Origin of the sequence: Xanthomonas sp. WHRI 8393, assembly GCF_040203315.1 — a bacterium.
Taxonomy (GTDB): Bacteria; Pseudomonadota; Gammaproteobacteria; order Xanthomonadales; family Xanthomonadaceae; genus Xanthomonas; species Xanthomonas arboricola.
This window is the reverse complement of record NZ_JBEGGL010000007.1, coordinates 96342-119398: the sequence shown is the minus strand read 5'-3', so window position 1 is coordinate 119398 and position 23057 is coordinate 96342. Positions and strand designations below refer to the sequence as shown.

Sequence of the window (23057 nt, the reverse complement as noted above, 5' to 3'; positions counted from 1 at the left end):
GGCGAGGTGGCACGTGGGATTGATCAGCCTGCTGTGGGGCATTGTGGCGCTGCTGTGGATGGTGCTGGCCTTCATCCCGTTGCTGGGCTGGGGCAACTGGTTCCTGATCCCGTTTGCGGCGTTGGGCGCGCTGATCGCGGCGATCGCGCTGCTGTTCACCTCGGCCGGCAATCGCGGACGTGCCAAGACCGGTTTGCTGCTCAACGGCCTGGTGATCGTGGTCGGGGTGATCCGCCTGAGCCTGGGCGGCGGCGTGATCTAGCTCGCGGCGTCGCCTTCCAGGCAGGTCGCGCGAGCTCTGAAGGGCCGTGCACCGGCTGGGGACGGAGAAGATCGACGCGTGGCACCGCCGCCAGCCGGGCGCGTTCCCTGTGGGGTGAGCTGACCGCGTGGTCCAAGCGGATCACGCTTGCATTGCATTGATCACGGCGTGATCCGGCCCGTTGCACCGCTGCGACACAGCGTCGCAGCGCGTCCGGCGGCGGGTCGCGGGCGTAAACTTGCGGGCTGCTGACAGGAGCCCATGATGGCCCATCCCCATTACCGTCCCCGCCGCATGCGCCACGATGCGTTTTCGCGCCGTTTGATGCGCGAAAACACGCTGACCACCGATGACCTGATCTGGCCGGTGTTCGTGCATGAGTTGTCCGGCCGCGCGCCGATCGCGTCCATGCCCGGCGTCGAGCGCCTGTCGCTGGACGAATTGCTGCGCGAAGCCGAAGCGGCCCTGGAGCTGGGCATTCCGGTGATCGACCTGTTCCCGGTGATCGACCCGGCCGGCAAGAGCCTGGACGCGGCCGAGGCCTGGAATCCGGACGGCCTGGCGCAGCGCGCAGTGCGCGCACTGAAAGCGCGGTTTCCCGAACTCGGCATCATGACCGACGTGGCGCTGGACCCGTACACCACGCACGGCCAGGACGGCATCATCGATGCCAAGGGCTATGTGCTCAACGAGATCACCGTCGAGGCGCTGGTCAGGCAGTCGCTGTCGCATGCCGAAGCCGGCGTGGACATTATTTCGCCGTCGGACATGATGGATGGCCGCATCGGTGCGATCCGCCGCGCGCTGGATGCGCAGGACCATCTCAATGTGCGCATCATGGCTTATTCGGCCAAGTACGCCTCGGCGTTCTACGGCCCGTTCCGCGATGCAGTCGGCAGCGCCGGCAATCTGGGCAAGGCCGACAAGACCACCTATCAGATGGACCCGGCCAACAGCGACGAGGCCATGCGCGAGATCGCGCTGGACCTGGAAGAGGGCGCGGACATGGTGATGGTCAAGCCGGGCATGCCGTATCTGGATGTGGTGCGGCGGGTGAAGCAGGAATTCCGCGTGCCCACCTTCGCCTATCAGGTCAGCGGCGAGTACGCGATGCTCAAGGCCGCCGCCGCCAATGGCTGGCTGGACGAACGCAAGTGCGTGCTGGAAGCGCTGATGGCGTTCAAGCGCGCCGGCGCCGATGGCGTGCTGACCTATTTCGCACCGCAGGTGGCGCGTTGGTTGCGGGAAGGCTGAGTGCGCCGAGGCGGTGCTGTGACGCCCTCCAGGCCGCAATCGGCGCCTGCAGGCTTGGCCCGATTCGAAAAACCCAACGATCTCGCAGGCCGCGTTCTGTCCCGGCCTGCGCTGCGTGCGGCGCGCGCCATCCTTCCGGATGGGGAGGGAAGGTGTGGCGCAGGCAGCTTGATCAATCTGCTTCCCGCAGATCAATGGGTACCGGCGTTGCTGCAATGATCGAGTGACATAGCAGTCGCTGACTGACGGCGCTGCGGCAGTGGCATGAGCCTCGCAATCCCACGCAAACTGCGATAACGATTCTCATCTACAATGGCGAGCCCACTGTTTGCGGCTGCTCGCGCGTGCTCAAGACCGTCCTGTTCCAATTGCACTGGCTGCTCGGCATCACGGCCGGGCTGGTGCTGTCGGTGATGGGGCTGACCGGCGCGTTGATGTCCTTCGAAAACGAGATCGTGCGGTTGGCCAATCCGGCCATCGCGCAGCTGGCACAGCGGCATGCCGCAGGCGAGCGGCCATTGCCGGTGGATGTGCTGCTGCGCCGGCTGGACCTGGATCAGCAACAGGCGGTCACCCGTATGCTGATCGATCCGACTGGTAAGCGTCCGTCCAATGCACGCCTGGCCGGCAAGGACGGAGGCCGGGTGTACTTCGATCCTTACACCGGCGACAGGGTCGCCGCCCCGCGGCTGAGCGGCGCGTTTGCCTTTATCGAAGACCTGCATCGCCATCTGACCGCCGGCAAGCGTGGCCAGGCGGTGACCGGTGCGAGCACCCTGATCCTGCTGTTTTTCTGCGCTTCCGGCCTGTATCTGCGTTGGCCGCGACGCTGGTGGAGTCTGCGCACCTGGTGGGCAGTGGAATGGCGGCGGCAGGGGCGCAGTTTTCTGTGGAGCCTGCACGCGGTGTTCGGCACCTGGTGTCTGCTGGTGTACCTGCTGGTGGCGCTGACCGGGCTGACCTGGTCCTACAACTGGTACCGCGACGGCATGGTGGCCTTGCTCGGCACCGAGCCGGCGATGCGTGGCGGCGGGCGCGATCACCGCCCGGCCACGGTGGATTTTGCAGCCGTGCAACGCACCCTGGATGCCATCCCGGCCACACACAGCGCGGCACTGGACCTGCGTATCCCGCCGCGTGCGGGGCAACCGCTGAGCGTGCGGTTCCTGCCCGACCATCCCGATCACGATCGCGCCTACGACAATCTGGAGATCGAGCCGGGCAGCGGTGCGTTGCTGCGTCGCCAGGACTATGCACTGCTGCCGCGCGGGCAGCAGTTGCTGGTGAGCATGTTTCCGCTGCATTCGGGCAGCTTCTTCGGGCTGCCGGGCCGCATCGTGGTGTTGCTGGCCAGTGTCGGCATGTCGGTGTTCTTCGTGACCGGCTGGATGTTGTACCTGGATCGCCGCCGCAAGAAGCGCGCGCTGCGTGCCGCGCGCGATGTCCTGCACGGTGCCCCAGCGGCCTCGCAGGCCGAGCCGTGGTTGATCGGGTTCGCCAGCCAGAGCGGGTTTGCCGAACGGCTGGCCTGGCAGGCGGCCGGGCATCTGCAGGCGGCCGGTCTGCCGGTGCAGGTGCGCTCGCTGGCACAGCTCACCGCGCAGCATCTGCAGGGCACCCGGCATGCCTTGTTCGTGGTCAGCACCTTCGGCGATGGCGAGCCGCCCGATACCGCCCGCAGCTTCGAGCGCGAACTGTTGCGTCAGCGCATGACGCTGCCACAGCTGACCTATGCCCTGCTCGCCCTGGGCGACCGCCAGTACGCGCAGTTCTGCGGGTTTTCCCGACGCATCGAGCAGTGGCTGCAGGCGCAGGGCGCGCAGCCGTTGTTTCCGGCAGTGGAGATGGACAACACCGATCCGCAGGCCCTGGCGCAATGGCATGCGCAACTGGCGCAGATTGCCGGTGCGCCGGTGGCCGCCGTGCCGCTGGCCCGCCCGACGCTGCTGCACTGGACGTTGGCGGCGCGCACGCATCTCAACCCGGGCAGCGAGGGAGCACCGATCTGGCAGATCGATCTGCTGCCACCGCCCGGCACGCACTGGCAGGCCGGCGACATCCTCGAAGTGCAGCCGGCGCACGCCTACACGCACGTGCGCGCGTGTCTGGCCGCCTGGGGCCTGCCGCCCGACGCGCTGGTGCATGTCGATGCGCAGTTGCTGCCGCTGCAGCAGGCCGTCGCCGAGCGCGTGCTACCGGAGCCGCCCACGCGCCCGCCCACGCCGCATCCGGATCCGCAGACCTGGCTGGACGCCTGCGCCTGGCTGCCGACCCGCGATTACTCGCTGGCCAGCGTGCCGGCCGATGGCGTTGCGACCGCGGTGGTGCGCCTGACCACAGGCGCCGACGGCAGCCCCGGCCTCGGTTCGGGCTGGCTGATCTGCCACGCACCCATCGGTGGGCAGATACGCGCGCGGTTGCGCACCAATCCCGGATTCCATCGCATCGAACAGGCGCCGATGGTGTTGATCGGCAACGGCACCGGTATCGCCGGTTTGCGCAGTCTGCTACGCGAGGCCGAGCTGGCCGGCGTGCACGGACATTGGCTGCTGTTCGGCGAACGGCAGGCCGCGCACGATGGTCTGTTTGCCGACGAACTCCAGGCCTGGCACGCGCGTGGCCATCTGCAGCAGCTGGACCGGGTGTTCTCGCGCGACCAGGCGCACAAGCGCTACGTGCAGCATCACTTGCGCGAGACCGGCGACACCTTGCGCCACTGGATCGATCGCGGTGCGGTGATCCATGTCTGTGGCAGCCTGGACAGCATGGCGCGTGAGGTCGATGCCACGCTGCGCGAATTGCTGGGCGAGACGCGGCTGGAGTCGCTGACCGCAGCGGGACGTTATCGGCGCGATGTGTATTGAGCGCGGTCATGGCCACTACATCGCTGGGTTGGAGCGGCTAGTAAAACGTGGCGTGCGGTCGTCAAGCGGATGCGAACGGTTTGGGAAAATCCCGGTGAACGACGGAGACATGCTGCGTCCTAGCAAGCATCGACCGCGCCCTCCTTGCAGCGTGTACGGTGGTTCTGTTAGCTGCAACCATGGCGTCTAAGCGCGGTCCGATGCTTGAATCAAAAGCCCGGTTGGTCGAGGACGCGATGCCCTCACCACGTCCGGGACACGCCGTGAATCCGTCCATGGAGGCTCCGTGGCGGCATCCATGCCGCCAAGGGTCCCGGAACCGGTAAGGACATCACGCCTGCCAAGATGGTCGTGCGCTGATGGAACTGCAAAAAGCGAGATGACTCAAGCGAGACGACTTAACGCAGCGGCCTGGCTGCTTGTATGCATGTGTGGATGACTATTAGCGATAGGGGGCAAACCCAATCTACTTGCTGCCCGCTTTCGACGGACAGCTTTGGAAATCAGACCACGTCTGCCAGATCACAAGGATCATGCAACCACCGCTGCATCTGACCCGCCTGCTGCCGCTCCCGCTTCTGACCATGCACACCGACCATCCCGGCTGGCCCTTGTCCGCCTACCGTCGCGGGACCTTACGCGGCATGGATGCCGCGTAAGAGCCTACACGGACGTACTTGCGGCGTGTCCCGCGATGGTGGGCGGGCAAGGGCCCTGCGACCAAGCCTCAGATCAGCAGCTCTGCAATCAAACCGCAGATCAGCAGTCCTGCAGCGAGGACCCAGATCATCCGCTCTGCAATAGCTTGGCGTGAAGTCGTATCCCAGGCAGCCCCTGGCAAGAGTCTGCGCACCCACCCACCCACACTCAACGGCAGCTCGTATCCCCCTTCACCGCCGGCGCCTTCATCCGATAGATGTCCAACTGCCCCGCACGCGGTGCGCGCGCACTGCCGGTCACCAGCAACTCGCCTGGCTTGGCCGCATCCACCACCGCACCGAAGGTGCGTTCCTGCGGCCCGTTGAACGACAGCGGCACTGCCTGGCCCACGGTGTAATGGCCGTTGCTGCAGGTCGCCAGCAATAACTGGCTGGGACCATCCTGCCGGCCGCGTGCCCATACCAGCCCCCGTCCATCGCCAAGCCAAGCCGCATCCAGCTCGTCGTCGGCGCTGTTGATATCGCTCAATGCCACCGGCGCGATGAACGCCTGCCCATCCCAGCGCGCCACGAACATGTCCATGCCGCCGGCGCCACCGTGGCCATTGCTGGCGAACAGCAGGCGGGTGCCGTCCAGCGACAGTGTCGGGGAGCGCTCGTCGCCGCGGCTGTTGATCGCCGCGCCCAGCGATTGCACCGCACCGATCCGGCCCTGCGCATCCACCGGCGCGCGATACAGGTCGGCGCCGCCGGCACCGCCAGGGCGGCTGGAGGCGAACAGCAGCCAGCGGCCATCGGCACTGAACAGCGGGGAGGTCTCGTCCTGCGCCGTGTTGATCGGCAGCACTTCTGCGTCCTGCCAGCGCCCGCCGTTCAACCGGGCCTGCCACAGATCCCAGCCCCCGGTGCCGCCGGCGCGGTCGCTGGCCCAGACGATGCGTTGCCCGTCCGGACTCAGCGTGGCGCGCGCTTCGTTGGCCGGCGTGGAGACCACGCCCATGCCTTCGATGCCGAATTCGGCAAGCCCCGACGCGACCGGGACGCAGAGTAAACTTGCCGCCAGCGCGAGCAGTGTCCATCGAAGTTGCATGCGGGGTTCCTGCCTCAAGTCGCGCACAGTCTAGTCAACCAGAGAGCGTTTCATGCCCGTATCCCGTTATGCCGTGTTCGGTCACCCCGTCGCCCATTCGCTGTCGCCGGCCATCCATGCCGACTTCGGGAAGCAGACCGGCATCGCGCTGGACTACACCGCCATCGACGCACCGCCAGAAGAGTTCGCTGCCGCGCTGGAGCGCTTCGCCGACGAAGGCGGCAAGGGCGCAAACGTCACCCTGCCGCTGAAGGAGGCCGCCTGTGCGTTGTCGGCCAGCCTGAGCGATCGCGCGCGTCTGGCCGGTGCGGTCAACACGCTGGTGCGCAACGACGGCCAGTGGCAGGGCGACAACACCGATGGCGCCGGTCTGGTACGTGACCTCACCGACCGCCACGGGCTGGATCTGCGCGGTCGCCGTGTGCTGCTGCTCGGCGCCGGTGGTGCCGCGCGCGGCGTGGCACCGGCGCTGCTGGAAGCGGGCATCACCGAAATGGTGGTGGTGAACCGCTCGCCCGAGCGTGCCGATGCCTTGTGCGATGCGCTCGGCGAGCCGGGGCGGGTGGTCTCGCGCTACATCGAAGACCTGCGCGATCTGGGCGACTTCGAACTGATCGTCAATGCCACCGCGGCTGGGCGCGATCGCGACGCCGGTGCGTTCGCCATGCCGCTGGGCCTGGTCAACAGCCTCACCGCGGCGGTCGATCTCAATTATGGCCCCACCGCCATCGCCTTCCTGGCCTGGGCACGTGCGGCGCAATGCCGCTACGCCGTTGATGGCCTGGGCATGCTGGTGGAACAGGCCGCCGAGAGCTTCGCGCTGTGGCACGGCGTGCGCCCGGACACCGACCCGGTCTACGCCGCGCTGCGCGCGCGCGAGGCCCTTCTGGTCAGTGCCGACTGAGGTGGGCAGCGTCACCGCCACCGATATCCTGCTGACCCTGGTCACCAGCCTGCTGTCGCGCGTGCCGATGCTGATCGCGTTGCTGCTCGGGCTGGTTCTGCTGTGGCGTGCCTCGCAAAGCCCGTTGCGGCGTGCCGGGCTGGCCGCGCTCTGGTTGCTGCTGGGCTGCTTGTTTGCCGAGGTTGCCTTCCAGGCGATTCCGATGCTGTTGCTGCAGCAAGGCAATGTGCGTCAGATCAGCATGGTGACCAGCATCGCCCACTTCGTGCTGATGGCGATGCAAGGCGTGGGCATCGGCGTGCTGGTGTGGACGCTGGCAGGCAGCCTGCAACGCGTGCCGCCCGCCGCCGGCCCGCGCCCATGATTCCGCTCAAAGCCATCGCGTTGGTGGTGGTCGGGCTGGTCAGTGCCGGGCAGGGCGGGTGGACGCTGCTGCATCCGCAGGCGCTGGCTGCGGTCAATCGCGGCGGCTTGCTGTATGAGCGCTTCGGGCCCACTGGCGTGGGTGCCGGCATGTTGCTGATGGGCGTCGCAATGGTGGTTATCGGGCTGGTCTGGGCGCGCCATGCATGGCCGCCGCGGACGCAAGGCCGCTGACAACGTGGAGCGACGCTGCCTGCTCGTTGCAGGCAGCGCAGGGTGATTGGGGCGGCATCCGTTGCGCGCCCCTTCGGGTCAGAACTTGCGGGCAGTGCCCGCCAGCGATGAGCGGATCCGACGCATGCAGTGGCCGTGCAGCGTGCGTACCCGGGACCAAGATGGCGGTGGCGCCGCCCCGCGCCAGCAAACACGTTCAGCCGAGTGCCACGCCGGTCGCAGGCGCTGCGCCGGTCCGTGCGAAAATAGCGCGATGAATGAAGTCGCCCCACCGGCCGCGCCGTCGGCGCCGGTTCCCACCCAGCGCGTTCTGACCGACCCGATCAAGGCCGGCATCCGCGAGGCCTACGCCAAGCTGCAGGCCAACACGCCCGGCTTTGCCACACGGCGGGCGCAGAGCCAGATGATCGGCCTGGTCTCGCGCGCGCTGGCCACCTCCGGCGGCATCGGCATTGCCGAGGCCCCCACCGGCGTCGGCAAGAGCCTGGGCTATCTCACCGCCGGCGTGCCGATCGCCCTGGCCACCAAGAAGAAGCTGGTGATCAGCACCGGCACCGTGGCGCTGCAGTCGCAGTTGGTGGAGCGCGACATCCCGGCCTTCCTCAAGGCCACCGGGCTGGAAGCCACGGTCGCACTGGCCAAGGGCCGCACCCGCTACCTGTGCACGCGCAACGCCGCCGAGCTGCAGGGCGAGACCAGCCAGGAAGGCATGTTCGACGACGAACAGGTGCTCTACGACCGCCCGCTCAGCCCGGCCGACGCGGACCTGGCCAAGCGCCTGGCCACGGCCTACGCCGAGCGCAGCTGGAACGGCGATCTGGACGATGCGCCCGAGCAGGTCTCGGTGCCGCTGCGCCTGCGCATCACCACGCCGGCCTCCGGCTGTGCCGGCCGCCGCTGCAGCTACGCTGCGCAATGCCCGGTGCTGAAGGCGCGCACCGACGTGCGCGAAGCGCAGATCGTGGTCACCAACCATGCATTGCTGCTGTCGTCGCTGTCGCTGGGCGATGCCGAGAATGGCCAGCCCTTGATCGCCCCGCCCGCCGACATGCTGCTGGTGCTCGACGAAGGCCATCACATCGCCGGCGTGGCGATCGACCAGGGCGCCGCCAGCCTGCCATTGGACGAGATGGCCAAACGCACCGGACGGTTGCAGATCCTCATCGCCGCTGCCTACCGCGCGGTGGAAAAGGACAAGATCGGCAACCTGTTGCCCAACGAGGCCATCGAGGTGGCCGCGCGCGTGTCCAAGCTGCTCAAGGCCTTCCACGCCGAGGTCGAACGCGTGTGGAAGCCCGAGCCCGGCGAGCGCGATCCCTTGTGGCGTGCGGCCAACGGCAAGCTGCCGCCGCAATGGGGCCCGGCCATCGAAGAACTCGGCGAAGAAACCCGCGCGTTGTTCAACTGGGTGCATGCCGCGCACAGCGCGATCGCCAAGGGCAAGCAGGACGACTCGGCGCGCGAACGCCTGCAGCGCAGCCTCGGCCTGGCCCTGGAGATGGCCGAGCAGCAACACAATCTGTGGAGCGGCTGGCGGCGCGAAGACAAGGAAGGCCAGCCGCCGATGGCGCGCTGGATCACCCTCTCGCGCGACGGCGATCTGATCTGCCATTGCTCGCCGGTGTCGGCTGCGCAGGTGCTGCGCACGATGATCTGGAACGAAGTGGATTCGGTGGTGATGACCTCGGCCACACTCACCGGCGGCGGCGATTTCCAAGCGTTCGCGATCGACAACGGCCTGCCCGATCACGCCGAAATGGCCTCGCTGGCCTCACCGTTCGACCTGCCCAATCAGGCCGAATTGATCGTGCCCAATTTCCCGGTCACCCCAGACGATCGCGAAGGCCACCCGAAGGAAGTCGCACGTTACCTGGTGCGCGAACTCGACTGGACCGGCAAGGGCAGCATCGTGCTGTTCACCTCGCGCTGGAAGATGGAAAAGGTCGCCGACCTGATGCCGCTGGCGCAACGCAACCGCGTGCTGGTGCAGGGCGAGGGCAACAAGTCGCAACTGATCACCGAACACCTGCGCCGTATCGCCGCCGGCGAGGGCTCGGTGCTGTTCGGTTTGAACTCGTTTGGCGAAGGCCTGGATCTGCCCGGCGATGCCTGCACCACGGTGGTCATTACCCAGGTGCCCTTCGCCGTGCCGACCGATCCGCAGACCTCCACCTTGAGCGAATGGCTGGAGAGCCGCGGCCACAATGCGTTCAACCTGATCGCCATTCCGCATGCGCTGCGCACGCTGACGCAGTTTGCCGGCCGTTTGATCCGCAGTTCGAGCGACCACGGCCGCGTCATCATTCTCGACTCGCGCCTGCTGACGCGTCGCTACGGAAAACGCATCATCGACGCGCTGCCACCGTTCAAGCGGGTGATCGGCTAGTCCAGGGCAGCCCTGCGCCAGTCCCGTGCGGAGGATGGAACATCCGTCTCGCAGAGTGCCGCTGTCACACGTTTGCGGTGCATGACCGTGCCCGTCGCTGCGCTTGTGGTGTCGATGGCAGCGGTATCTTTCCCTGCCGTGCTTATCGACGCGATGTCGTGACCTTTTGAGATCCGGGAGGATTGCGGATGAAGACAGTGATGCTCGGTGTACTGCTATGGCAGCTGACAACGGCGGGATGGGCGATTGCCGAAGCCGATCGCACTTTGCAGCAAGATCGTCCAGGCATGAACGCCTCTTATCGCGAACAGCTGCTGGCACTGGCTGATGCCGATCAGAAGATCCGTGAGCAGATTCGTGGTGCTTTCACGGCGCAACAGCTGCAGGCCAATCAAGGTGCAGCAAAAGACATGGCCATGCGTCTGGTTGCGTCGCAACGGGAAAACCAGGCTGCGCTGTCTGCATTGATCGACAAATTCGGCTTCCCCGATGTCGCGTCGGTCGGCGAAGACGGGGCGCATGCTGGTTTCCTGGTCGCGCAGCACTCCACTGACCGCACGTTTCGCGATGGCTTCCTGAAGAACATCGAGGTTGCGGTGGCGCGCGGGTCTTACAGCACCGCAGACATGGCATTGTTCGTGGATCGTAATCTGATCATGTCGGGCAAGCCGCAGCGCTACGGCACCCAGCGCAAGGCGGACGGCAGCCTGTTCGAGCTGGAGGATCCTGCCCAGTTGGCACGCAGACGGGCAGACGTCGGTTTGCCTGACGAGCAGAGCGGTTCTGGTGGTCTTTGAACCGTGAGCGATCCAGGTGCGAGGCGATGACTACTGTTTAACGCATGGGTCGCGCGTTCACACCTGGATCAAGAAGACGTTGCAAGGTGTTGGTGCCTTGGTTTCCACTAGGCGATGACACCCGGCCCTGTGGGTATTTTTCACCGCATGCTGTCGCTGGTTGCTGAGTGTGCGGATCTTCCGCACTGCAGTATTCTTGCAGTCGCCAACGCGCTGCATGCGTCGCTGTGAATCAGCTTGGCCACCTCATCCGCGGGATAAGCGGCATGATCTTCAACGTGTCGCCGCCTTGTAACGCGATGCATATCACGCTCTGTAGTCATCATCATGTTCGCCTATCGCAGCGATCATAACTAACGACTTCTCACGCTTCGGTCCGCTGGCCATGATTCAGCTCCCTCAAACGAGCTGACGCCATGCGCCCTGGATCCCTCATGGTGCTAGCCCTGCTAGCCCCGACGCTGATCGCACCGCCGGTCTTCGCCCAATCCGTCCTGACCCGCGACAACGGCGCCAAGGTCGGTGACAACCAGAATTCGCAGACCGCCGGAGCCAATGGCCCGACCCTGCTGCAGGATGTGCAGCTGATCCAGAAGCTGCAGCGTTTCGATCGCGAGCGCATCCCCGAGCGCGTGGTGCATGCACGCGGCACCGGCGTCAAAGGCGAGTTCACCGCCACCGCCGATCTGTCCAGCCTGACCAAGGCCAAGGTGTTCAGCGCCGGCGAAAAGACCCCGGTCTTCGTGCGCTTTTCCTCGGTGGTGCACGGCAACCACTCGCCGGAAACCTTGCGCGACCCGCATGGCTTCGCCACCAAGTTCTACACCAGCGAAGGCAACTGGGATCTGGTCGGCAACAACTTCCCGACCTTCTTCATCCGCGATGCGATCAAGTTCCCCGACATGGTCCACGCGTTCAAGCCGGACCCGCGCACTAATCTGGATGACGATTCGCGCCGTTTCGATTTCTTCTCGCACGTGCCCGAGGCTACACGCACGCTGACCCTGCTGTACTCCAACGAAGGCACCCCCGCCGGCTATCGCTTCATGGATGGCAACGGCGTGCATGCCTACAAGCTGGTCAATGCGCAGGGCGAAGTGCATTACGTCAAGTTCCACTGGAAGACGCTGCAGGGCATCAAGAACCTCGACCCCAAGCAGGTCGCTGCCGTCCAGGCCAAGGACTACAGCCACCTGACCAACGATCTGGTCGGTGCGATCAAGAAGGGCGACTTCCCGAAGTGGGACCTGTACGTACAGGTGCTCAAGCCGGAGGACCTGGCCAAGTTCGATTTCGATCCGCTGGACGCCACCAAGATCTGGCCCGACGTGCCGGAGCAGAAGGTCGGCCAGATGGTGTTGAACAAGAACGTCGACAACTTCTTCCAGGAAACCGAGCAGGTCGCGATGGCGCCGGCCAACCTGGTGCCGGGCATCGAGCCGTCGGAAGACCGTCTGCTGCAGGGGCGCATCTTCTCCTACGCCGACACCCAGCTGTATCGCATCGGTGCCAATGGCCTGAACCTGCCGGTCAACCGTCCGCGTGTGGCCGTCAACAACGGCAACCAGGATGGCGAAGGCAATAACGGCCACACCACCAGCGGCGTGAACTACGAGCCGAGCCGGCTGGAGCCGCGGCCGCAGGACACCGCTGCGCGTTACAGCGCGTTGCCGCTGTCGGGCACCACCCAGCAGGCCAAAATCACCCGCGAGCAGAACTTCAAGCAGGCCGGTGAGTTGTATCGGTCCTACAGCAAGAAGGATCGCGCCGATCTGGTGCAGAGTTTCGGCGAGTCGCTGGCCACCACCGACACCGAGAGCAAGCATCTCCTGCTGTCGTTCCTGTACAAGGCCGACTCCGAGTACGGCACTGGCGTGACGCGTGTCGCCAAGGGCGACCTGGCCCGGGTCAAGCAGCTGGCCTCCAGCCTGCAGGACTGACCCACCCACGGCATCGCGGCCTGTGCCGCGGTGCCGTTTTCGCTATCGGGAGAGCCATATGCGCACCCTGTTGTTTCTGATGCTTGGCACCCTGTCTGCAGCTGCCAATGCTGCCTCGCCCGCGCCGATGTCCACCAGCGTCACCGCTGCCGCCGCCGACCCGGCGCAGATCAAGCTGCAGTTGCGCGAGTACTTCTTCGACGCGGCACGCGAAGGGCGGCAGGACATGCTGGCCGAGTTCATCCGCTCGCACTACGACCTCAATACCCGTGACGAGAAGGGCTACACCGCCCTGATCCTGGCGGCCTATCACGGCCAGCGCCCGGCAGTGGAGCAACTGCTCAGCGCCGGTGCCGACCCCTGCGCGCAGGACAAGCGCGGCAACACCGCGCTGATGGGCGCGATCTTCAAGGGCGAGCTGGGCATCGCCAAGCGGCTGATGCAGGCCGACTGCGCGCCGGACCAGCGCAACAACGCCGGTCAGACCGCCGCGATGTACGCAGCGCTGTTCCAGCGCACCGACGTGCTCAAGGATCTGGCCGCCAAGGGCGCAGACCTCAGCCTCAAGGATGGGCAGGGCAACGATGTGACCAAGCTGCAGCGCGGCGAGTTTGCGACGACCCCGGCGCGCTGAGCGCGCCTGTGATGCGTGGCGGGGCAGGTATGCGTGACGCCAGGCGTCAGCAGGCTCGCACCGGCGCCATGCGGCCGATACCGGCGTGAGCCGACGGCGATGCATGCTGCAGCGTGCCGTACCACGATGCACCTGATGCACAGGCCAGTCGCCTGCAGCCCGCAGCCGGGCGGATTGCACGCATAGCGCTCGGCCGTCTTCGAAGCGCTGTAGGTGGTTGCGACGGCAGCTCCATCCCGGTGGCCGTCGGATGAGTCGCTGATTGGTATCGCCCGAGTCCGGCACCTCGATACCCGGAGCCTCGAAGGCCTCGCCTGCAGCACTCCACCGCGCGTACCGGCGACACCCGCTCATTTATGACCACCGACGTGGTTCGGGAGGTAGCCGTTGCGTACCGAGCGCACCGTATGCTCGCTCTTAGATCGGCTGGCCGCGCGGTGACTTACTCAATCTGCCTTCATCACCTGCCGAGAGGCGCAACCACCGCCTCGGCCAGGTTCGGAGGTCAATCACTGTGCACCGAGCGCAGTGAGTCGTCGCTCCCGGGTCGGCCAGTGGCTCGCCGACCTGCTCGATTTGCCTCCACGACCCGCTGGAAAACGCAGCCACCGCCTCCGCCGGTTTTCCGCCGCAGGCGCGTTGGATCTTTGGCGGCGGTGGTGATTTTTGTGCCACTGCGTCAGGAGTCCCCTGACATGGAAACCTTTGTGCGCCAAGGGTTTGACATAAGTCTGAGTGCGCGCTGACTTGCCTGAAATTTGTTCGGAAAAATCGCAAAAAACAGTTCAAGAAAGCGCTGCGAACGCCGATGCTTCCGCTATCGCACACTGGAACCCCCGGACCATGAAGCTCGATCCCTCCATCCCTTTCCTGATGTCCCTGCTGGCGATGGTGCTGTGCACCGCCACCGCCGTGGTCGCGCTGGTGTTCGGTCAGGTACACGTGCTGGCCACGTCGTGGAGCTTCTACACCGTGCTGGGCACCGCCCTGATCACCCTGGTTGCCTCGTACCATGCGCTCGGCAAGCCGTTGAGCGCCGAAGAGCGTGTGGGCTTCCGCAACCCGTAACTGCAGATCCTGTCCAGGCGCAGTGCACGACGCCAGCACTGGACGACACAAGCTCCGCTCGTCATTGACGATGCACCGCGTTCGCTCGACATGGGCGAACGCCCAGGCACTGCGCATCCTGCAGCGATGCCGCCCGATAACGCGCGCACTTGGCGTGCGAGGGCAACGACAGCAGCGCCGGCACGGTGTCGTTCGTCTCTTTCGATGGCAGCGATAGCCGCGATACCGGACGCCCAGGCGCGCCGCCAGCGGGTTCCATCAACGCGCGGCATGCCGACCTTCGCCAGCCCCTATGGGTCAATCACATGGCGCAGTGAACCGGCGATCGATCAGCGGGCTCCGGCAGGTCGGCCTCGCAGGATGCCATGCCGCGCTGCGGCAGATTCATCGACACCCGTGTAAGCTGTTGATCCTGCTCCGCATTCCGATGGCTGCCTGCTGCGGCCACATGTCGATGACCGCTTCCGCCGATCGCTACGCCGCCTCCCTGCGCCTGTCCGTCGCCCCGATGATGGATTGGACCGACCGCCATTGCCGGGTCTTCCATCGCCTGCTGGCACCCTCGGCACGTCTGTACACCGAGATGGTGCACGCCAATGCGGTGATCCATGGCGATCGCACGCGGCTGATCGGGTTCGATCCGGTCGAACACCCGCTGGCGCTGCAACTGGGCGGCAGCGAGCCGGCACTGCTTGCGCAGGCAGCGGCGATTGCGCAGGAGTGGGGCTACGACGAGATCAACCTCAATTGCGGCTGCCCGTCCGATCGCGTGCAGGCCGGGCGCTTCGGTGCCTGCCTGATGCGCGAGCCGGGCCTGGTGGCCGACTGTGTTGCCGCCATGTGTGCGGCGACCACGCTGCCGATCACGGTCAAGTGCCGCCTCGGCGTGGACGACGATGACGACTACGCCGTGTTCGCCAGCTTCGTCGATCAGGTGGTCGCAGCCGGTGCCGCCATGGTGGTGGTGCATGCCCGCAACGCGTGGCTCAAGGGCCTGTCGCCCAAGGAAAACCGCGAAGTGCCGCCGCTGCGTTACGACTGGGCGTATCGCCTCAAGCAGGAGCGCCCCGCGCTGCCAGTGGTGCTCAATGGCGGCATCGCGGCGGTGGAGACCGCGATGGAGCATCTGCACCAGACCGACGGCGTCATGCTCGGCCGCGCCGCCTACCACGACCCCTACGTACTGCATCGCCTGGATGCAGCCCTGACGCATCGTGCGGAACAGCCGCGCGACCAATTACTGCGCGCCTTGCGGCCCTACGTCGAGTCCCAACTGGAGCAAGGCCTGGCCTTGAAACACATGACCCGACACGTGTTGGGGTTGTTCCATGGCCAGCCGGGCGGACGCGCGTTCCGGCAGGTCCTGAGCGAGGGCGCACACCGGCCAGGTGCCGGCTGGGAGCTGGTCGAGCAGGCCTTGCAGCGGACCGACACCCAGGGCTGGCGCGTTGTGGCCTGAACTGGCCTGCCGCTTGCATTACCTGAACAGGCATTTCCGCTGTCTGCTTCTGACCGGGATGCCAACTGCCGGGCACGGGTACGAGTTCCAGAAAAGTGCCGTTCCAGGCGTCCAGGGATTCATTTCACTGAACAGCGTTAACACAAAGCTAAAAAGTTCAGATGGGATTCACCCCGAAAAATCAAGAATTTGGACCATTCTCGGGCTCGACCATGCTGTCACCGGTGGCCGGTTTCACGAATTTTGAATGTTCCTGAACAACCCGCTAGGATTCATTGTGACCCAGCCCTCCTGCCGCGCTTGCTATGTCGTATTGGTTGCCCTCGGGCTAGCCATGGCAGCGCCATTGGCGTGGGGGCAGGCATATCCGATGTCGCACGCGGGACGCGATCCATTGCCGCCTTCCGCGCGCGGTAATGGGCGCACGCTCTCGGACACCATCCGACAGGTGCAGCGGTCCACCGGTGGACAGATCCTCAGCGCCGAACGCGTGCCGTTCGACGGGGGCAATCTCAACCGCGTCAAGTACATGAAGGACGGCCGCGTGCATACCGTGTACGAGTCGGAGCAGATGCAGGCCGCGCCGCCGCGCAGCCAGGCGCCGCCGGATGCGCCACCACGCGACGATAACCACTAGACGTAGATAGTTCTGCGTTCAGTCTCATAAATTCCCCGGCCATTGGCCGACAACGTAACTAGGGAGAGTGCATGCGTATCCTTTTGGTCGAAGACGAAGCTCCGCTGCGCGAGACCCTTGCCGCGCGCCTGAAGCGTGAGGGCTTTGCTGTCGACGCTGCACAAGACGGCGAAGAAGGCCTGTACATGGGCCGTGAAGTCCCGTTCGATGTCGGCATCATCGACCTCGGCCTGCCCAAGATGTCGGGCATGGAGCTGATCAAGGCGCTGCGCGACGAAGGCAAGAAATTCCCGGTGCTGATCCTGACCGCGCGTTCGAGCTGGCAGGACAAGGTCGAGGGCCTCAAGCAGGGTGCCGACGATTACCTGGTCAAGCCGTTCCATGTTGAAGAGCTGCTGGCGCGCGTCAATGCGCTGCTGCGGCGCGCGGCGGGCTGGAGCAAGCCGACGCTGGAATGCGGCCCGGTCGCGCTGGATCTGGCCGCGCAGACGGTCAGCGTCAATGGCGCCAACGTGGACCTGACCAGTTACGAGTACAAGGTGCTCGAATACCTGATGATGCATGCCGGCGAACTGGTCTCCAAGGCCGATCTGACCGAGCACATCTACCAGCAGGATTTCGATCGCGATTCGAACGTGCTGGAAGTGTTCATCGGCCGCCTGCGCAAGAAGCTCGATCCCGATGGTGAGCTCAAGCCGATCGAGACCGTACGCGGTCGCGGCTACCGTTTCGCCATTCCGCGTACCGAAGGCTGAGTCCGCGCATCGGCAAGCAGGAAGATCAGGTGCCGGGCCGCTCCAAGTGGTATAGACGCTGGCGGCCGCGCTCGCTGCAGGCCCGCCAGCTGCTGGCCGCCAGCCTCAGTCTGGTGGCCTTCCTGGCGCTGGCGGGTTACGCGCTGGATGTGGCGTTCGCCGACACCGCCGAAAAGAATCTGCGCGAGCGGCTGAAGAACTACGCCTCTGCGTATGCCGCCAATATCGATTTCGTCCGCGACGGCTCGCTGTACATCGGCGGCCAGCCGCCGGATCCACGTTTCGATGTGCCCGGCGGCGGGCTCTATGTGGAAGTCGTGCGCCCGGACGAAAGCTGGACCTCGATGTCGGCCGAAGGCCCGAACATTCCGCACGGGCGTATGCTCGAGCCGCGCCAGGAAGAATTCATCGGCCCGCTGGAGATGACCCAGATCGACGGCAGCGTGGGCCAGTTGTACCGCTACGGCCTGGGCGTGAGTTACGTCGAGCGCGAACACGGCGGTGAGATTCCATACACCATCTACGTGATGGAAGATGCGCGCTCGATGGGCGCGCAGCTGCGCGTGTTCCGTGGCGCGGTGTGGTTCTACCTCGGCAGTGCCGGTGTGGTGCTGCTGGTGCTGCAGGCCTTCATCCTGCAGTGGAGCCTGCGTCCGCTGCGGCGGGTCATCAACGAGTTGACCAAGGTGCAGCGCGGTGAGATTCAGCGCATGAGCGAGCAGCATCCGCGCGAACTGGAGCCGCTGACCGAAAGCATCAACGCTTTCATCGAGAGCGAGCGCGACAATCTGGACCGCCAGCGCAATACACTGGCCGATCTTGCGCACAGCCTCAAGACGCCGATCGCGGTGTTGCGCACCCAGCTCGATAGCGGCCAATCCGAGCGCGACCTGCACGAGGAAATGGATGTGCAGTTGCGCCGCATGAACGATCTGGTGTCCTACCAGCTCGCTCGCGCGGCCTCCAGCGGGCACAAGCTGTTCGCCGCACCGCTGCCGATCGAGTCGACCGCCGAGGAGATCGTGCGCGGGCTGGAGAAGGTCTATTCGGTCAAGGGCGTGTTGTGCGAATTCGATATTTCGCCCGATGCGCGCTTTCATGGCGAGCCGGGCGATCTGCAGGAATTGCTGGGCAACCTGCTGGAAAACGGCTTCAAGTGGGCGCGCAGCCGCGTGCTGCTGACCGCACAGCCCGGTCCCACCACCGGCAGCCGTCGTGCCGGATTGATCCTGTCGGTGGAAGACGACGGCCCCGGCATCGCGCCGGAAGACGTAGCCAAGATCCTGCAGCGTGGCGTACGTGGCGACGAGCGCGTGCAAGGCCACGGCATCGGCATGTCGATCGTGCAGGATCTGATCAAGGCTTACCGCGGCGAGCTGCAGGTGGTGCGCTCGCAGGAACTGGGCGGCGCCCGCTTCGACGTGACCCTGCCACCGGGACTGTGACCGGCATGGGGTGCGGAATGAACCCGTGGTCAACGCCGCGGCGCGCTCCGACAACCGTTTAACGCCCCGCGCGTTGGCTTGACCATACTGGGCCCGTTTCAGGCCGTTGCGATGGAGAGCTGCATGTTCGAGCGCAATGCACAGACACGCTGGCTGAGCGCACGTCCAGCAGGCGCGCCCCGCCATCACCGATGGCAGCTGGCATGGCTGTTGGCGGGCTGCGCTTTGGCGATGTCGTGCAGTGCTGCCAATTCAGCACTGACGCCGGCGCAGACGCGCTGGCTGCAGCGTGCGACCTACGGCGTGGATGCCGACAGCGCCGCGCAACTGCAGCGGCTCGGCCCCAAGCGCTATGGCAGGTCGCTGTTGCAGGCCAGCGACGATGCGGCGTTGCCAGCGCCGATCCGTGCACAGCTGCAGCACTTCGATGCGCTGCACACGCCTTTGCTGACATTGCTCACGCAGTACGAGGCCGACAAGATCCGCCTGCAAGACATGCCTGATGGTGAGGAAAAGACCGCGTTGCGCAAAGCATGGCAGGCGCGTGGCGGGCAGATGCTGACCCAGGCGCGTCAGGCGCAGCTGTTGCGTGCGGTGTATGCGCCGGAGCAGACGCGCGAGCAGCTGGTGTGGTTCTGGCTCAATCATTTCAGCGTGTACGCCGATAAGGGGCGGGTGAAATGGATGGCGGCCGATTACATGGAAAACGCGATCCGCCCGCATGCCACCGGCAAGTTCGCCGACCTGGTGATGGCGACGCTGGAAAGTCCGGCGATGCTGGAATATCTGGACAACGCCAAGAACGCCAAGGGCAAGGTCAACGAAAATTACGCGCGCGAACTGATGGAACTGCACACGCTGGGCGTGCATGGCGGTTACAGCCAGCAGGATGTGCAGCAACTGGCGCTGATACTCACCGGCGCCGGCCTGGTGCCGGTCAAGGCGGAGGGCGCTCCGCCCTTGCCGACTGCCGTGCCGGGGCAGCCGCAGGTAGTGCGCAAGGGGCTGTTCGAATTCAATCCTGCGCGCCATCAACCCGGCGACAAGACCTTGCTGGGCCAGCGCATCGCTGCGGGCGGCCTGGATGAGATCGAGCGCGCGGTGCAGCTGTTGGTGCGGCAGCCGGCATGCGCGCATTTCATTTCGCAGCGTTTGGCCGAGTACTTTGTCAGCGACAAGCCGCCGGCCGCGCTGGTCGAGCGCATGGCGAACACGTTTCAACGCAGCGATGGCGATATCGCCCAGGTGATGCAGGCCATGCTGGACGCGCCGGAATTTGCGCAGGCGCAACCGCGCAAGTTCAAGGATCCGAATCGGTTCGTGGTTTCGGCCATGCGACTGGCGTACGAGGGCCAGCCGGTGGTCAATGCCGCGCCGATGGCGAGCTGGCTGCAGCAACTCGGCGAGCCGCTGTTCGGGCGCATCACCCCCGATGGCTGGTCGCTGCAATCGCAGGCGTGGACCAGCTCCGGGCAACTGGCGCGACGTTTCGAGGTGGCACGTTCGCTGGGCAGCGGGCCCAAGCAATTGTTTCGCTTCGATGGCGATAACGACACGCCACTGCCGGCGCTGACGCAGATCGACACGCGCCCATCGTATCGCTGGGTGGCACCGTCGCTTTCCAGCGGCACGCGCGATGCCTTGGGGCAGGCGCGTTCGCCTGCGGAATGGAACGGATTCCTGCTGTCATCGCCTGACTTCAACTATCGCTGATTCGAGGGTCGCCGATTCAACGGTTGCCGATTCAAACCTGCTGTTTCAACGTTCGACCAGCGATCACCGCCACAGGAGCGCGCCATGCAACGACGTCAATTTCTGCTTGCCTCTGCAGCGGCCGCAAGTCTGCCCTGGAGCGGTCGCCTGTTTGCTGCGCCACGCGACAGTGCGCGCATGCTGGTGGTGTTCCTGCGCGGCGGCTACGACAGCAATAATCTGCTGGTACCGCATGCCAGCGATTTTTATTATCAGGCGCGTCCGACCCTGGCGATCGCGCGGCCGGATGCGGCCAACCCGAACAGTGCCGTTGCGCTGGATACGCAATGGGGTCTCAACCCGGTGATGCGCGATGCGCTGCTGCCGCTGTGGCAACGCCGGCAACTGGCGTTCGTGCCGTTTGCCGGTACCGACGATCTGTCGCGCAGTCACTTCGAAACCCAGGACGATATCGAATCCGGTCAGGCTGGCCGGCAGCGCCGCGATTATCGTTCCGGCTTCATGGCGCGCCTGGCGGGTGTGCTCAGCGGAGTGCCGGCGATTGCCTTCACCGATTCCTTACCGCTGACCTTCCAGGGCGGCGGCGACTTGCCCAACGTGTCGTTGCGGGGCATCGGCAAGGGCGGTCTGGATGCGCGTCAGGCACAGATCCTGTCGCAAATGTACGACGCAACCCCGCTGGCGGCCGCTGCGCGCGAGGGACTGGCACTGCGTCAGCAGGTCACCGCGCAGCTGCGCGAAGAGATGGAGCATGCCGGTCGCGGCGCCGCCAGTGCGCGCACCTTCGCCGACGAAACCCGGCGTATGGCAAGCCTGATGCGCGAGCGTTATCGGCTGGGCTTTGTCGATGTCGGCGGTTGGGACACGCACGCCAATCAGGGCAGTGTCGAAGGCGGCCTGGCGAACAATCTGCGCAATCTGGGCGAAGGGCTGGCGGCGTACGCCGACGCCCTCGGGCCGGCATGGAAGGACACCGTGGTGGTGGTGCTGTCCGAGTTTGGCCGCACCTTCCGCGAGAACGGCAGCAGGGGCACCGATCACGGGCACGGCACCACCTATTGGGTGCTGGGCGGCAGCGTGCGTGGCGGCCGGATCGCCGGCGAGCAGGTAGAAGTTGCGCAGGCGCAGCTGCTGCAGAACCGCGATTATCCGGTGCTCACCAATTACCGCAGCCTGTTCGGCGGTGTACTGAGCCGGTTGTGGGGATTGTCGCCTGCGCAGCTGGAACGGGTGTTTCCCGGTGCGAGGCCGCGCGATCTTGGGTTGGTGTGAGTGCCTGGCAATGCGCGAGCGATTTTCGATCCGTCCGCGTGTAGCCGCGTGCGGCATCGCGCATTGGTGTGCTCAGTCGCTTGAAACGCGTGCGATTGATGCGCGCGACAGCATTGCACGACGACAGCCCAACGCATGCAGGCATGCTACCGCACCATCAGCGCTGCGCTGACGCCGCAAACGGCGACGGCCCATAAAAACGCGTCAGCTGTGCAGCGACATCCGGCATGAGGCGCGCCAGCAGCTGTGGCGCGGAGAAGTGGTATTCGCTTACGACCGCGAAGAATTCTTCCGGTGCCTCGGCGGCATACGGGTCGATCTCGGTATCTTCGCCCGCATCGACGCGTTGGCAAAACGTATCGAAGGCGCGCTGGAAATCGCGTGCCCAGGCACGCTGCGCATCGCGCGGCAGCGGCGGGGTGCCGTCGAGCGCGCCATCGAGTGCATCGAGCTTGTGCGCCATCTCATGCACGATCACGTTGAAGCCGGCCTGCGGGTCGTCCAGGTCGGCCTGTACGTCGGCCCAGCTGACGATCAGCGGCCCTTGCTCCCAGGCCTCGCCAATCAGGGTGTCGTCCCAGGCATGCATCACTCCGGCCGCATCCACATGCGTGCGTTGCACGCGGAATGCGTCCGGGTAAACGATCAGCTGCGACCAGCCACGCCAGCCGGCCGCGCCGATGTTCAGCAGCGGCAGGCAACACATGGCTGCCAGCAGGACGTGATCGTGCGGTTGCAGCTGCAGCCCGTCGAGCGGGGAAATGGTTTTTTGCCGCAGGAACTGCGCAGTCAGTGCACGCAGACGGTGCTGGCGGGGCAGATCGAGCGCAGCGACCCAGGCGCAGCGGCGGCTGACCTGCAGCCATAAGGCATCGGGAATATCGGCCGGCGGCCGGCGCAGCCGGCGCAACAACCACTGGATCAGCGGAACATGCCCGGCAGGAAGCTATGCCAGCGCGGCATCGTGCGCATACGGGGGAACAGTCCGTCGCCGTCGCCACCACCACCGCCGGTGGCCGGCGCGGGCTTGTGCGCGGGAGCACGTGCCGGGGTTGCCGGCTCGCCGTTGGGGGTTCTGCCGCGTGCCGCCGAGTTGCTGCTGACGCAGCTCTCATGATCGCCATCGGCCAGCTGGTCCGATGCCAGCGCGGCAAGCGGAGCCAACAACAGGAGCAGGCAAACCGTGATTCGGCGCATCGTCCACATCCAGGGCAAGCGGCGTGAGTCGCCGATCATAACGTGCTTTTCACTCCCTCACGCAAGCCAGGCTGGGCGGGTGCGGACGCTTGGCGCATACTTTCGCGGATCGATTTGGGGACTT

20 protein-coding genes are annotated in these 23057 nt (G+C 65.6%); 17 read left to right on the top strand and 3 right to left on the bottom strand.

Annotated features, from left to right (window positions below):
• The first annotated feature begins 19 nt into the window (after positions 1-19).
• From ABQ137_RS18910 to ABQ137_RS18900, 3 genes are all read left to right on the top strand, one after another.
• Positions 20-262, top strand: a complete 243-nt coding sequence (locus ABQ137_RS18910) for a hypothetical protein (RefSeq protein WP_024939083.1) — start codon at positions 20-22, stop codon at positions 260-262.
• 264 nt (positions 263-526) lie between these two features.
• The gene (hemB, locus tag ABQ137_RS18905) at positions 527-1516 is read left to right on the top strand and encodes a porphobilinogen synthase (protein WP_024939082.1); all 990 of its coding nucleotides are present in this window, start codon (positions 527-529) and stop codon (positions 1514-1516) included.
• Between the two features lie 344 nt (positions 1517-1860).
• Positions 1861-4380 carry a PepSY domain-containing protein gene (locus ABQ137_RS18900; protein WP_349783358.1) on the top strand — a complete coding sequence of 840 codons (2520 nt, stop codon included), beginning with the start codon at positions 1861-1863 and terminating at the stop codon, positions 4378-4380.
• A gap of 867 nt (positions 4381-5247) precedes the next feature.
• Here ABQ137_RS18900 and ABQ137_RS18895 read toward each other — a convergent pair.
• Positions 5248-6129 carry a TolB family protein gene (locus ABQ137_RS18895; protein WP_349783357.1) on the bottom strand — a complete coding sequence of 294 codons (882 nt, stop codon included), beginning with the start codon at positions 6127-6129 and terminating at the stop codon, positions 5248-5250.
• A gap of 52 nt (positions 6130-6181) precedes the next feature.
• On the opposite strand from ABQ137_RS18895, the gene aroE reads away from it, so the two are divergent.
• The 14 genes from aroE to ABQ137_RS18825 all read left to right on the top strand — a co-directional run bounded on the left by aroE (position 6182) and on the right by ABQ137_RS18825 (position 21736).
• The gene (gene aroE / locus ABQ137_RS18890; protein ID WP_065033449.1) at positions 6182-7033 is read left to right on the top strand and encodes a shikimate dehydrogenase; all 852 of its coding nucleotides are present in this window, start codon (positions 6182-6184) and stop codon (positions 7031-7033) included.
• Positions 7023-7397, top strand: coding sequence for a hypothetical protein (locus ABQ137_RS18885; RefSeq protein ID WP_016902791.1), 375 nt, complete (start codon positions 7023-7025; stop codon positions 7395-7397). Before aroE ends, ABQ137_RS18885 begins: the two co-directional genes overlap by 11 nt.
• Positions 7394-7630 (top strand): hypothetical protein, encoded by a 237-nt coding sequence (locus ABQ137_RS18880; protein WP_024939078.1) that lies wholly within the window; start codon positions 7394-7396, stop codon positions 7628-7630. Before ABQ137_RS18885 ends, ABQ137_RS18880 begins: the two co-directional genes overlap by 4 nt.
• Positions 7631-7883: 253 nt before the next feature.
• Positions 7884-10016 (top strand): ATP-dependent DNA helicase DinG, encoded by a 2133-nt coding sequence (gene dinG, locus ABQ137_RS18875; RefSeq protein ID WP_349783356.1) that lies wholly within the window; start codon positions 7884-7886, stop codon positions 10014-10016.
• 188 nt (positions 10017-10204) lie between these two features.
• Positions 10205-10813, top strand: a complete 609-nt coding sequence (locus ABQ137_RS18870) for a DUF6624 domain-containing protein (protein WP_349783355.1) — start codon at positions 10205-10207, stop codon at positions 10811-10813.
• A 434-nt stretch (positions 10814-11247) separates the two neighbouring features.
• Complete coding sequence (gene katB, locus ABQ137_RS18865) at positions 11248-12753, top strand: catalase KatB (protein ID WP_024939075.1); 1506 nt, start codon at positions 11248-11250, stop codon at positions 12751-12753.
• A gap of 58 nt (positions 12754-12811) precedes the next feature.
• Positions 12812-13387: an ankyrin repeat domain-containing protein gene (locus ABQ137_RS18860; protein WP_024939074.1), complete on the top strand. Its 576-nt coding sequence runs from the start codon at positions 12812-12814 to the stop codon at positions 13385-13387.
• Between the two features lie 843 nt (positions 13388-14230).
• On the top strand, positions 14231-14455 hold the full coding sequence (locus ABQ137_RS18855) for a hypothetical protein (RefSeq protein ID WP_016902784.1): 225 nt from the start codon (positions 14231-14233) through the stop codon (positions 14453-14455).
• 454 nt (positions 14456-14909) lie between these two features.
• Positions 14910-15914 carry a tRNA dihydrouridine(20/20a) synthase DusA gene (dusA, locus tag ABQ137_RS18850; protein WP_065033495.1) on the top strand — a complete coding sequence of 335 codons (1005 nt, stop codon included), beginning with the start codon at positions 14910-14912 and terminating at the stop codon, positions 15912-15914.
• A gap of 334 nt (positions 15915-16248) precedes the next feature.
• Positions 16249-16551 carry a hypothetical protein gene (locus ABQ137_RS18845; protein WP_054591227.1) on the top strand — a complete coding sequence of 101 codons (303 nt, stop codon included), beginning with the start codon at positions 16249-16251 and terminating at the stop codon, positions 16549-16551.
• Positions 16552-16622: 71 nt separating this feature from the next.
• A complete protein-coding gene (locus ABQ137_RS18840) occupies positions 16623-17306 on the top strand; it encodes a response regulator transcription factor (protein ID WP_002808458.1) in 684 nt (227 codons plus the stop codon).
• A gap of 74 nt (positions 17307-17380) precedes the next feature.
• The gene (locus ABQ137_RS18835) at positions 17381-18751 is read left to right on the top strand and encodes an ATP-binding protein (protein WP_024939071.1); all 1371 of its coding nucleotides are present in this window, start codon (positions 17381-17383) and stop codon (positions 18749-18751) included.
• A 231-nt stretch (positions 18752-18982) separates the two neighbouring features.
• Positions 18983-20464 carry a DUF1800 domain-containing protein gene (locus ABQ137_RS18830; protein WP_425519478.1) on the top strand — a complete coding sequence of 494 codons (1482 nt, stop codon included), beginning with the start codon at positions 18983-18985 and terminating at the stop codon, positions 20462-20464.
• Between the two features lie 84 nt (positions 20465-20548).
• Positions 20549-21736 carry a DUF1501 domain-containing protein gene (locus tag ABQ137_RS18825; RefSeq protein WP_184520029.1) on the top strand — a complete coding sequence of 396 codons (1188 nt, stop codon included), beginning with the start codon at positions 20549-20551 and terminating at the stop codon, positions 21734-21736.
• A 157-nt stretch (positions 21737-21893) separates the two neighbouring features.
• Here ABQ137_RS18825 and ABQ137_RS18820 read toward each other — a convergent pair whose 3' ends face one another.
• Complete coding sequence (locus ABQ137_RS18820; protein WP_184520032.1) at positions 21894-22649, bottom strand: M90 family metallopeptidase; 756 nt, start codon at positions 22647-22649, stop codon at positions 21894-21896.
• A gap of 8 nt (positions 22650-22657) precedes the next feature.
• Positions 22658-22972, bottom strand: coding sequence for a hypothetical protein (locus ABQ137_RS18815; protein ID WP_024939067.1), 315 nt, complete (start codon positions 22970-22972; stop codon positions 22658-22660).
• Positions 22973-23057 lie beyond the last annotated feature (85 nt).